8 protein-coding genes are annotated in these 11,901 nt (G+C 63.0%); 4 read left to right on the top strand and 4 right to left on the bottom strand.

The features are described from left to right. The first annotated feature begins 29 nt into the window (after positions 1 to 29). The 3 genes from JQ633_RS23120 to JQ633_RS23110 all read left to right on the top strand — a co-directional run bounded on the left by JQ633_RS23120 (position 30) and on the right by JQ633_RS23110 (position 3,982). Complete coding sequence (locus tag JQ633_RS23120) at positions 30 to 485, top strand: (2Fe-2S)-binding protein (RefSeq protein WP_211987381.1); 456 nt, start codon at positions 30 to 32, stop codon at positions 483 to 485. A 3-nt stretch (positions 486 to 488) separates the two neighbouring features. Beyond that, positions 489 to 2,696 carry a xanthine dehydrogenase family protein molybdopterin-binding subunit gene (locus JQ633_RS23115; protein ID WP_211987380.1) on the top strand — a complete coding sequence of 736 codons (2,208 nt, stop codon included), beginning with the start codon at positions 489 to 491 and terminating at the stop codon, positions 2,694 to 2,696. A 272-nt stretch (positions 2,697 to 2,968) separates the two neighbouring features. Beyond that, the gene (locus tag JQ633_RS23110) at positions 2,969 to 3,982 is read left to right on the top strand and encodes a helix-turn-helix transcriptional regulator (RefSeq protein ID WP_211987379.1); all 1,014 of its coding nucleotides are present in this window, start codon (positions 2,969 to 2,971) and stop codon (positions 3,980 to 3,982) included. An 89-nt stretch (positions 3,983 to 4,071) separates the two neighbouring features. On the opposite strand, the gene JQ633_RS23105 is transcribed toward JQ633_RS23110, so the two are convergent. From JQ633_RS23105 to JQ633_RS23090, 4 genes are all read right to left on the bottom strand, one after another. Then, complete coding sequence (locus tag JQ633_RS23105) at positions 4,072 to 5,667, bottom strand: GMC family oxidoreductase (protein WP_211987378.1); 1,596 nt, start codon at positions 5,665 to 5,667, stop codon at positions 4,072 to 4,074. 96 nt (positions 5,668 to 5,763) lie between these two features. Next, positions 5,764 to 6,165: an SPW repeat domain-containing protein gene (locus tag JQ633_RS23100; protein WP_211987377.1), complete on the bottom strand. Its 402-nt coding sequence runs from the start codon at positions 6,163 to 6,165 to the stop codon at positions 5,764 to 5,766. Positions 6,166 to 6,394: 229 nt separating this feature from the next. After that, positions 6,395 to 9,574, bottom strand: a complete 3,180-nt coding sequence (locus JQ633_RS23095; RefSeq protein WP_211987376.1) for an efflux RND transporter permease subunit — start codon at positions 9,572 to 9,574, stop codon at positions 6,395 to 6,397. Then, entirely contained in the window at positions 9,571 to 10,773 is a 1,203-nt protein-coding gene (locus tag JQ633_RS23090) for an efflux RND transporter periplasmic adaptor subunit (protein ID WP_349631602.1), read from the bottom strand. The genes JQ633_RS23095 and JQ633_RS23090 overlap by 4 nt, the downstream gene beginning before the upstream one ends. 602 nt (positions 10,774 to 11,375) lie before the next feature. Here JQ633_RS23090 and JQ633_RS23085 point away from each other — a divergent pair. After that, positions 11,376 to 11,867 carry an OsmC family protein gene (locus JQ633_RS23085; protein WP_211987375.1) on the top strand — a complete coding sequence of 164 codons (492 nt, stop codon included), beginning with the start codon at positions 11,376 to 11,378 and terminating at the stop codon, positions 11,865 to 11,867. Positions 11,868 to 11,901: the final 34 nt, after the last annotated feature.

Here is an 11,901-nt window from a genome sequence, read left to right as displayed (position 1 = left end):
CTCACTCGCAACGCGCTCGAGAGGCATCAATGGCTTTCACACTGAAGATCAACGGCTCATCTCATGAGGTCGACGTCGACGGCGACATCCCGTTGCTGTGGGTGCTGCGCGACGTACTCGGCATGACCGGGACCAAGTTCGGTTGCGGGCAGGCGCTGTGCGGCGCCTGCACCGTGCATGTCGACGGCCAACCGGTCCGCTCCTGCCAGACGTCGGTTGATAGTGTCGGCGACGGCGCAGTGACCACCATCGAGGCGATCGGCCGCACACCGCAAGGCGCGGCCTTGCAGAAGGCGTGGCTGGATCTTGAGGTCGTGCAGTGCGGCTACTGCCAGTCCGGCCAGATCATGTCGGCGGCGGCATTGCTGAAGGATACGCCGAAACCCGGCGACGCCGATATCGACTCAGCGATGTCGGGAAACGTCTGTCGTTGCGGTACCTACCAGCGTATCCGGGCCGCGATCAAGCACGCCGCAGGAGTTTGAGTCATGGATAGGCTGATTCCAACGAACCGGGTCGAGGCTGAAGCAGCGATGTCGCGGCGCACCTTGCTTCAGGGCGCAGGCTTGCTGCTCGGCTTTGCCCTGACCGGTGCAAGCACGGAGCCCGTGTTCGCCGCGCCCGCCTCGCAGGTGGTCGAAAACGAGATCACGGGTACGTTCGCGCCGAACGGATTCATACGGATCAATCCGACTGGCGCCGTGACGCTGATCATGCCGATGGTTGAGATGGGACAAGGGGTCTACACCTCGCTCGCGATGCTGCTCGCCGAAGAGCTGGAAGTCAGGCTCGACCAGATTCAGGTTCAGCATGCGCCGCCAAATGAGGCGCTCTACGTCAACTCGGTCATCGGCATTCAAAATACGGGCGGCTCTTCCTCTGTCCGCGCCTTCTGGACGCCATTGCGGCAAGCGGGCGCAGTGGGTCGTAACCTGCTGATTGCGGCGGCGGCCAAGCGATGGAATGTCGATCCGGCGACCTGCCGCGCCAGGAACGGCGCTGTGTTCGACGCGACGGGCGCCAAGCATCTGAGCTACGGCGAACTTGCGGAGGCTGCGGCGAAATTGCCTGTGCCGCCCGCGGCAAACGTCAAATTGAAGGATCCGAGGGATTTCACGCTGATCGGCACGCGCGCCAAGCGCATCGATTCTTCGATCAAGGTCGATGGGCGCGCCCTCTATGGCATCGACGTACGCCTGCCGGGTATGAAGGTTGCGGCGGTTGCCATTTCGCCTGTGCTCGGCGGCAGCGCGAAAACCGTGAACGAAAGCGCCGCGCTGGCAGTCAAGGGCGTCCGGCAGGTGGTCAACATCGGCGAAGCTGTCGCCGTGGTAGCTGATCACATGGGGGCAGCGAGGAAGGGGCTCGAGGCCGCCGCCGTCACGTGGGACGATGGGCCGAACGCCAAGGTCAACAACGCCGACATCGTCAAGCAATTGGAGGAAGAGTCCAAAAAGCCAGGCGTTGTGGCCCGCAACGACGGCGATGCGGGGAAGGCCCTCGCAGCGGCGGCGCAACGGCTTGACGCTGTCTATCAGGTGCCCTTCCTGGCCCATGCGACAATGGAGCCGATGAACTGCACCGTCCATCTGCAAAAGGATCGTTGCGACATCTGGGTCGGGACGCAGGCGCCCACGATCACGCAGGCGTTGGTGGTCGAGCTCACCGGCCTGCCAAAGGCCGTGATCAAGATTCACAATCATCTGATCGGCGGCGGCTTCGGCCGGAGGCTGGAGGCCGATGGCACAGTGCTGGCCGTCAAGATCGCGAGGCACGTCGATGGCCCGGTGAAAGTGATCTGGAGCCGCGAGGAAGACATTCAGCACGATATGTATCGGCCTTACTATCTCGATCGGCTGTCCGCCGGACTTGATGCGGCCGGCAAACCGGTTGCATGGACAGATCGGATCGCCGGGTCCTCGATCTTCGCTCGCTATTATCCGCCCTATATCAAGGATGGATTGGACCCCGACGCCGTCGAAGCGGCGGCCGAGCCGCCCTATGCACTGCCCAATATTCACGTCGACTATGTTCAGGTCGAGCCCCGTGGTGTCCGGACGTCCTGGTGGCGCGGCGTTGGACCGACTCACAATGTCTTTGTGGTCGAAAGCTTCATTGATGAGCTCGCGCATGCCGCGAAGCAGGATCCCCTCGCCTATCGCAAGGGATTGCTTGGCCACAACCCGCGAGCGCTCGCTGTGCTGTCGCTTGCAGCGGAAAAGGCAGGGTGGGGATCGCCGCTCCCCGCCCGGCATGGTCGCGGGATCTCGGTACAATTCGCATATGGGAGTTACACGTCGCAGGTCGCGGAGGTCGAAGTTGCGGCCGATGGCGCTGTCAGAGTCAAGCGGATCGTCTGTGCGATCGATTGCGGCATGTACGTCAATCCCGATACGATCGAGGCACAGGTCCAGGGTGGAACGCTGTTCGGGCTGACCGCTGCGCTCCATGGGTCAATAACATTCAAGGATGGGCGGGTCGAGCAGAGCAATTTCGACACTTATCTGCCGATGCGTATCGACGAAGTTCCGGTGGTGGAGACGCACCTGATCAAGAACGCCGAAGCTCCAGGTGGCGTCGGTGAAGCTCCGACGGCCATTGTCAGTGCTGCTGTAACCAATGCAATCTTCGCCGCGACCGGAAGGCGCGTGCGCAGCCTGCCGATTGATACGGCTTCGCTGAAGTCGTCGTCCTAGTCCCTGCCGTCCCCCCGCGTCGTTCGTTCTTCGCGTCCATCGCCTGCCGCGCTTTCCAGTGGTGGCGTCGAAAGCCGCACTGTCAGCGGTTGCGATCTGAAGGCAGATCAGGATCGATCTGCAAGAATTTCACTTCCATACAACGGCGATCGGATCATGATCGGGTATCGGGTTCGGGAGGATAATTGGTTGCGCTCTCGCTGATCCCTTGGAGAACGGGTCCAGGAGCACTATCGGCGCCGTTAGCCATGCAATAAAGAGGCATGACAGCCATGCACACCAAGGCGGTTCCAACGCAAGTTCCCGTCGGACAGAACATGTTGCTGCCCACGGGTTCCACAGTCAAATTGTCCACGACTGACCTCGACAACCTGATGCAGGCGCTCGACATCGATGTCATCGCGCTGACCGAGATACTGGTGCCGAACGGCCATCGGGTCGAATTTGGGACGATTGACGTACCCGGGATCCACTACAACCTGAGCGGCGTGGGACGCATATCGATCAACGGCGCGCCACCGATGCCGTTGCGCCCTCATTTGCTCATCATCGTCCCACCGAATACTCCGTTCATGATCGAGGTTGACGGTGAAGGCGGCCCACCGAAGCTCATTTCGAAAGACTGCTGGACTCGTCAAGACGGCATCCTCCGCGTCGCAGTGCCGAACGGGCAACCTGAAATCGTTCAGGTCTGCGGCTTTTTCAACGCATCGTTCGGTCAGTCGGTGAGGCTGTTCGGAGAGCTCCGCGAACCGGTGATCGAGCAATTCGAGCCGGCGGACAAGATCGATCTGAAGCTTCGCGAGGCGATGGAAGAGCTGATGCAGCAAGAGGTCGGCGTCGGAGCCATGACGGCGTCCTTGCTGAAGCAGATTATTGTCTCGCTGGTGCGACGGTCCGTCAGGTCATCCAAGCGCTGGACTGAGCGATTCTCGATACTTGCCGACAGGCAGGTCACCCGGGCTTTTGCGGACATGGTGGCGCGGCCGGGAGCTGCCCATTCTGTTCAAAGCCTGGCACACAGTGCAGGATTGAGTCGTTCGGCGTTCATGGCGAGATTCTCGGACATCTTCGGAAAATCCCCGATGGCCATCTTGCGGGACTTGAGGATGCGCCAGGCCGCTATCGACTTGACCACAACGACGATGTCGATCGACGTCGTTGCCCTTAATGCGGGCTACGAGAGCCGTTCGAGTTTTGTGCGCGCATTTCGAAAGGCGTACGATCGCGATCCGAGCGACTACCGGCGGATGGCCAAGGATGGCGAGGCCCGGAGGGGTATCTGAGAACGAGGTTCCGGCAACGAGATCGACAGGCTCAGGTGCGACTGCGCGGACGATAGCACGAGCTTCGTCCACGCGTGCGCCAGAGTGCCCTACCCTCGCTTCAGATCCTCGACCAGCATCGCCGTGGCGTGCCGCGCGAGCGCCTGGGTCGGGGCGTTGGTATTGCCGCTGGTGATGTTCGGCATGATCGAGGCGTCGATCACCCGGAGCCGATCGATCCCGCGGACCCGGAGCCTTGCGTCGACCACCGCTCGCTCATCCTGACCCATCCGGCACGTCCCGACCGGGTGCCACATCGTCGTCACGACACGCTTCACCCATTCGCCGATCTCTGCGTCCGATTGGACATGCGGACCGGGATCCATCTCTTCCTCGATCACCGACGCCAACGACTCCTGGGCCATAACCGCGCGGATTGCCCGCACCGATTCTACCGCGGCCTTCAGGTCTTCCTCGTCGCCGACGAAGTTCGGGTTGATGAGGGGCATCGACGTCGGGTCGCCATCCGCAAGCCGCACCCAGCCACGGCTCTTGGGCTGAAGCACCACGAGTTCGAAGGTGACGCCCGAGCGGTCGCCGGTCGGGCCGAGTTGCTCGTTCAAGATGATCGGAGCGTGATAGCACTGGATCGTGGGGTCGGCGGCGAAGTCTGACGGGTTCCAGTGGGTAACCGTCTCGATGCCGTTGCCCGACGCCGGGCCATCCTTGGTGACGAGATAGCGCAGGCCCGCCTTGATGGTGCCTAGGCCCTGCGCGGCTGCCTGATAGCCGAGATCGCCCTTCACATAGGCACGAACCGGCACCATCGGGTGATCATGGAGATTTTCGCCCACTCCCGGAGAATCGACGATCACCGCGATGCCGTGTCGCCGCAGCTGCTCGGCCGGTCCAACGCCCGAGTGCATCAGGATCTTCGGGCTATGGACGGCACCGGCCGACAGCACGACTTCGCCGGCCATGATCCGCTCGAGGCCGTTGTCCTTCAATTCGATGCCGACAGCCCGCTTGTTCTCGACGAGAATCCGAATGACGGTCGTGCTGGTGAGAAGAGTGACGCGCCCTGAGGCGAGGTGCGGACGGAGATAAGCGTCGACCGCGCTGCACCGGCGTTGATGTCCGACCGTCGACTGCACCGGCGAGACGCCGATCTGGCTCTCGCCGTTATAGTCGGGATTATAGGGAATCCCATATTCCTGGAAGGCCTTGAGGCAATATTGGTTCAGCTCGTTGATGCCCTTGGGCAACTGGACCGCCAGACCACCGTTGATGCCGTGATATGTGTCGTGGAAGGTGTCGTTGCGTTCCTGCGCCATGAAGACGGGAAGCAGGTCTTCATACGACCATTTGCCGGTGTCGCCGACGGCGTCCTGCCACGCGGCGAAGTCGCGTGTCTGGCCACGAACGTAGCACATCGCATTGATCGAGGAGCCGCCGCCGAGTACTTTGCCCGAGCGATATGCTCGTCTTTTGCCGTGCTGGGGAACCGTCTCGTATTTCCAGACATGCCGGTCGTGGACCAGGATATTGGCGAAGCCCGCGGGAATGTGAATGAACGGATCGCGATCCATGTCGCCCGCTTCGATCAGCGCGATCGATGCATCGGTGTGTTCGGCGAGATAACTCGCCACGACGCAGCCGGCCGCGCCCGCGCCAACAATGACGATGTCGTAGCTCTCCTCGGACATCTGTTTCCTTCTCTTTCGCACCATTTCAGTCTAACCAACGCCCCGGGGCTTCACTGTCGCCGCGCTTCGCAAGCAAGTGGAGCGCCGTCGCCGCCTTCAGGCCGCTGTGCGCCCGCCCAATGTCGACCGCGTAACGACCGGCTCCTCAGGGGCGTTGAAGACTGAGGTCGTGAGCAGGACAGCGGCAGCGAGAACCCAGTAGTACCAAGCGTCGAGCCCGGAGAATCGGAAAGCAAACGGGGCGATGACAAACACCACGCCGACGGCGCGATCGACCCAAAGGTGCAGCCAGTACGGGATGATCTTGACGAGCCCGGCGGGATGGTCAGTCAGGGCGGCCAGAAGCAGCGCGGCCACACCAGTGACGACCGAAAGCCACATTGCGGCCGGTTCGCTCGTGCCAAGCTCCAGCACGAACGGCGCTGCGATCAAGGCGATCGCGACGGGGTAGTCGATCAGGTAAGCGTGGATGGACTTGGTGATGAAGCGGAACGACATCGATGACTCCTACTTGTCTGGTTGCTTGAGCGGGCTCTTGCGACGAGGAGAGTGCATCAATCCAGGAGGATGATCGGGACGATTACGCCGTCCCACACTGTCAGCACTCGATGCGGCCGTCGCGGTCAGCCCGGTTGAACGAACAGTAAGCATTCACGCCGACCATTAGAAATGCCGGGTCGTTATCGTTTCCATTCCCCTCGCCCGCGCCGCCTGCTGTTCTCCGGTACTAGACATGTTCCGCGACTTCATGCCGTCCGAACGACGGCTTGCCCTCGTTCTTCCCCTCCGCGAGATTGCGCACCACCATGTAGAAGATCGGCGTGAACACGAGGCCGAACAGCGTGACGCCGAGCATGCCGAAGAACACGGCAACGCCGACCGCCTGACGCATCTCCGAGCCCGAACCGCTCGACACCACCAGCGGCAGCACGCCGAGGATGAAGGCGAACGAGGTCATCAGGATCGGCCGCAAGCGAAGGCGACAGGCCTCGATCACAGCCTCCAGCCGCGATTTGCCCTCGAGCTCGATGTCACGCGCGAACTCGACGATCAGGATCGCGTTCTTGGCGGCCAGCCCCACCAGCACCACGAAGCCGATCTGGGTCAGGATGTTGACGTCCTGCCCCATGATGCGCACGCCGATGGTGGCCGCGAACAGGCACATCGGCACGATCAGGATCACCGCGAACGGCAGTGTCCAGCTGCCGTATTGCGCGGCCAGCACCAGATAGACGAACAGCACGCAGATCGGGAACACGTAGAGGCCGGCATTGCCGCCGGTCACCTGCTGATAGGACAGGTCGGTCCATTCGAACGAGAAGCCGCTCGGCAACGTCTGGTCGGCGAGTTGCTTGATGGTGCTCAGCGCCGTCGCCGAGCTGACACCCGGTGCCGGCTCGCCCTGCAGCTCGGACGCCGAGTAGAGATTGTAGCGCGCGACACGGTCAGGCCCCGATACGTCCTTGAAGTCGACGATGCTGCCGAGCATCACCATGTCGCCTGCCGCGTTGCGGGTACGCAGCCGCGCGAGATCGGAATTCTCCTTGCGGAACGGAAGATCGGCCTGCGCGGTGACGTGATAGGTGCGCCCGAACAGGTTGAAGTCGTTGACGTAGGTCGAACCGAAATAGGTCTCGATCGTATCGGTGATGCCGGCAATGGGAACACCAAGCTTCTGCGCCTTGACGCGATCGATGTCGACGAACAGTTGCGGCGTGTTCGCCGAGAACGGCGAGAACACGGAGGTCAGGTTCGGCGACTTCCGCGCGGCGGCAACCAGTTCGTCGGTCGCGGCCGCCAGCAGTTCGGGCCCGCGCCCCTGTCGATCCTGGATGCGGATGGCAAAGCCGCCGCCGGTGCCGATACCGGGCACGGCAGGTGGGGGAATCACGATGATGAATGCCCCCCGGATCACCGAGAGCCGTTTGCGCAGATCGGCCGTGATCGCGTTGGCCGACAATCCCCTCTTCTGCCGCGCCTCCGGCTCGTCGAACACCGGGAACAACGCCGCAGCGTTGCCCTGCTGCGTGCGTGTCGCGCCGGAGAAGCCGCTGAACGCCCCAACACGGACGATCCCTGGCGTATCCAGCGCGATCCGCTCGATTTCGCGCACCACAGAAGCGGTCCGCGCCAGCGACGCGGCGCCCGGCAGTTGGACTGAGATGATGAGGTAACCGCGATCCTGCGCCGGGATGAAGCCCTGCGCAGTGGTGGCGAGCAGCCAGCCGGCGCTGCCGATCAGCGCGACATAGAGCAACAGCATCAGCGCCGAATGCCGGATCACGAAGGATGCCATGGCCGCATAGCCATTCGACAACCGGTCGAACACGCGGTTGAAGACGCCTGTGAAGCTCTCCCAGCCGCGCGCGATGATGTTCCAACGCGCCGGCGGACGCTTCTCCTCGTGCGGCACCAGGATCTGCGAGGCCAGCGCCGGCGACAGCGTCAGCGAGCAGAAACAGGAGATCGCCGTCGCGACCGCAATCGTCACGGCGAATTGCTGGAAGAACTGTCCGGAGATGCCGCCGAGGAAGGCGGTCGGCACGAACACCGCGCACAGCACCAGTGCAATCGAGACCAGCGCGCCGCCGACCTCCTCCATGGTCTTGAGCGCCGCCTCGCGCCGGCTCAGACCGCGCTGCAGATGCCGCTCGACATTCTCGACCACCACGATGGCGTCGTCGACCACGATGCCGACCGCGAGCACGAGGCCGAACAGCGTCAGATTGTTGATCGAGAAGCCGAGCGCCGCCATCACCGCGAAGGTGCCGACCAGCGACACCGGGATCGCGATGATCGGGATGATCGCAGGTCTCCAGCCCTGCAGGAATACCAGCACAACGATGACGACGAGCGCCATCGCCTCATAGACCGTCTTGATCAGCTCATGGACCGACTGGGCGATGAATTCGGTCGGGTTGTAGCCGATGTTGTAGTCGAGCCCTTTCGGAAAACTCTCCTTCAGCCTCGCCATGGTGGTGGAGATTGCCTTCGCCGTGGCGAGCGCATTCGATCCGGGCCGTTGGGTCACCACCATCGCGACCGCGGACTTGCGCAATATGCGGCTACTGGTGGCGTAGGACAGCGCACCGAGCTCGACGCGGGCGACGTCGCGCAGCCGCACGGTGCGGCCATCGGAGCCGGCCTTCACAACAATGTCCTCGAACTGCCTGATGTCCTTGAGGCGGCCGGTGAAGACGAGGTTGGGCTGGAATGCGCGATCGGCGATCGGCGGCTCCGCGATCTGTCCGCCGGTGATCTGCAGGTTCTGGGCGCGGATCGCCGCCAGCACCTCGCCGGATGTCAGACCGACATCAGCGATCCGGTCGGGATCGAGCCACAGCCGCATCGAATAGTCGCGCGCGCCGAACATCTGGATGTCGCCGACGCCGTCGAGCCGCAACAGCTCGTCGCGAACCTGCAGCAGCGTGTAGTTGGAAATGTAGAGCTGATCGAACGAGTCGTCCGGCGACAGCACGAACACGGCCATCAGGATGTCGGGCGAGTTTTTACGCGTGACGACGCCGTTGCGCTGCACCTCCTCGGGCAGCCGCGGTTGCGCGATCGCAACGCGGTTCTGCACCAGCACCTGAGCCTTGTCGAGATCGGTGCCCAGCCTGAAGGTAACGGTGATGGTGAGCTGGCCGTTCGAGGTCGCCTGGCTGTAGAGATACAGCATGTCCTCGACGCCGTTGATCTCCTGCTCGATCGGAGCGGCGACGGTGTCGGCCACGGTCTGCGCCGAAGCGCCCGGATATTGCGTGGTGACGGTAACGGTCGGCGGCACCGCCTGCGGATATTCCGAGACCGGCAGCGTCTGGTAGGCGATCGTGCCGACGATCACAAGCACGATCGAGAGCACCATCGCAAGGATGGGCTGGTTGATGGAAAGCCTTCCGAGATTCATGGCTTGGTACCCACCGGGCTCTTGTCGCCTGCCGGCGCTTTGGCCCCTGCGGGAGCCTTATCTGCTGCGGGAGCCTTATCCCCGGCGGGAGCTTGCGCCATCTTCGGCGTCACCTTGGCGCCGACGCGGGCGCGTTGCAGTCCGTCGACAATGACGTGATCCTCCGCCTTGAGGCCCTCGCGGATCACCCGCAGCCCGTCGTCAAGCGGGCCGAGCACCACCGGCCTTGCCTCCACCGTGTTGTCATTCTTGACCACGAACACGATCTTGCGTGACTGGTCGGTGGCGATGGCGGTGTCGGGAATCAGCAGCGCCTCGTAGGGCGAGGAGCCGATGATCCTGACGCGGCCGAACTGCCCCGGCAAAATTGAGAGATCTCTGTTCGGGATAATCGCGCGGCTGCGCAGCGTCGCGGTCGAGACGTCGAGGCGGTTGTCGAGGAAGTCCATCTTGCCCTCATGCGAAGGCTTGGTCTCGCCGGTCAGCGTCACCTGCACCGGATTTGCGGTGTCGCGCGAACTCGGCCGCCTGCCTTCGAACCAGAGCTTGCTGTTGCGCTGATAGGTCGCCTCGTCGACATCGAAATAGACGTAGATCGGATCGAGCGAGACGATCGAGGTCAGGAGCGTCGAGCCGCCCTCGCTGCCCTGCACGAGGTTGCCCGGGGTCACCAGATGCCGGCTGACCCGGCCGGTGATCGGCGCCAGCACGTAAGTAAATTCGACGTTGAGCTGGGCCGCCTTCAGCGCGCCCTCCGCCTGGGTCTCGGCCGCATGAGCCGCCTGCAGGGCCTGACGGCGCTGGTCGACGACCTGCTCGGAGACCGCGCTGGTCTGAACCAGGGTCAGCCCACGGTCGAGCTCGCGCTTGGCAAGCTCGCCCTTGGCGCGCGCGTCGGCGAGCTGGCCTTCGGCCTGCAGCTTGACCGCCTCGAACGGGCGCGGGTCGATGATGTAGAGCAGATCGCCGGCATGGACGATCGCACCGTCCTTGAACTCGACGCTGTTGACGAAGCCGCCGACGCGAGCGCGAACCTGGACCTCCTCGATCGCCTCGAAGCGGCCGGTGAATTCGTCCCAGTCGGTGACCGTGCGCTTCACCGGCTGCGCGACAGTCACCGGTGGCGGTGGAGGCGCGGCCGCCTGCGATTGCGCTTTCTCGTCGCAACCAGCGAGCGCCAGGGCTAACAGCAGACCGATAGGTGCGCCGCCGCACCGTGGAAGGCGACGAAACGAACCGCGATCGAGCCCGGGCACCGGAGCCCGATGCTCCGCTCTGTCAGTCGTACTCACTTCCGTCTCTCCAAAGGCTTATAATGTTGCGACGACTTGGACAGGTCGCAGTGTTACCGTCGACCAGTCTCATACGCGCAGCAGCATTCGCACCGTCGTTCGCGGTGACGAACTCAAACTTGATTTCAATGACGCTGCAGGTCGATCGCAGCACCGCAAGTTTCGGCTCGACGATGCTTTGGAGAATGGCCGCGCAATGACGGCGAGGGGAAATCACCTCTCGCAATGGAGTCGATAAACGGTCGTTATTGCCGCGCGGCCTGACGCAGTAGCAAGAAAGTCCCATCAGCTGGAACGCTGACCGAGGCGCGATGGCCCGGCGCGAAGACAACCTCACGCCGAGCATTCCGGGCGGTTATGGATACGATAGCTTTACCCGAATGGTCGTCGGATTTAGCTGCTGAACGTACCGGCCGGACGCGGTTTCGCATGCACTTCAACACTGCTTTGCGCAGCGTACACACTCGTCGAGGCCGGTAGATCAATCATTCGAACGATCGGGCCCAATCATGACCAAGATTCGCGAAGTCGTCGTTGCAAGCGACCCCACAAATCACGGTGCGCTGGTTTGCCATGTCGGCGACTCCCGGTTTCCCGTCGGTGGTCCGGATGGCGTCGGCCGGATTTCTTCTGGTCCCAATCCTTACGACCTTCTCAGCGCATCTCTCGCCGCATGCACCGCCATGAGCGTTCGTTTTCAGGCCCGCCGCCAGAAACTTCCGCTGGAGCGGGTGGCGGTGGGCGTCAGCTTCCGCCATGGATCCCAAGGCAAGAGAGATTCATTCGAGCGCATCCTCGTGCTGGGCGGAGAGCTCGACGCGCCGCAGCGCGCATTCTTGCTGGAAGCCGCGAACCTTTGTCCCGTAGGCAGAATTCTCGGCACCAGTGCGGATATCAGCACGCGCCTGGATGTCACTGCTTGCGGCCACGACGAAAGCCCCCAGGCCAGCTACGAGGATGACCTGGCCGAACTCCCAATCCCGAATATCACACCGGATTGAGCGTCTCTCGCGCCGCCGGTCATTGCACCGGGCG

This window comes from Bradyrhizobium tropiciagri (assembly GCF_018130505.1).
Taxonomy (GTDB): Bacteria; Pseudomonadota; Alphaproteobacteria; order Rhizobiales; family Xanthobacteraceae; genus Bradyrhizobium; species Bradyrhizobium tropiciagri_B.
The sequence above is the reverse complement of the archived record's forward strand: the minus strand, read 5'-3'. Positions and strand labels throughout refer to the sequence as shown.

Bases quoted from the DNA above. Each gene is read 5' to 3' on its own strand.
- JQ633_RS23120 (WP_211987381.1), top strand. From the start codon at position 30: ATGGCTTTCACACTGAAGATCAACGGCTCATCTCATGAGGTCGACGTC.
- JQ633_RS23095 (WP_211987376.1), bottom strand. From the start codon at position 9,574: ATGAATCTCGGAAGGCTTTCCATCAACCAGCCCATCCTTGCGATGGTG.
- JQ633_RS23105 (WP_211987378.1), bottom strand. From the start codon at position 5,667: ATGTCCGAGGAGAGCTACGACATCGTCATTGTTGGCGCGGGCGCGGCC.
- JQ633_RS23085 (WP_211987375.1), top strand. From the start codon at position 11,376: ATGACCAAGATTCGCGAAGTCGTCGTTGCAAGCGACCCCACAAATCAC.
- JQ633_RS23100 (WP_211987377.1), bottom strand. From the start codon at position 6,165: ATGTCGTTCCGCTTCATCACCAAGTCCATCCACGCTTACCTGATCGAC.
- JQ633_RS23110 (WP_211987379.1), top strand. From the start codon at position 2,969: ATGCACACCAAGGCGGTTCCAACGCAAGTTCCCGTCGGACAGAACATG.
- JQ633_RS23115 (WP_211987380.1), top strand. From the start codon at position 489: ATGGATAGGCTGATTCCAACGAACCGGGTCGAGGCTGAAGCAGCGATG.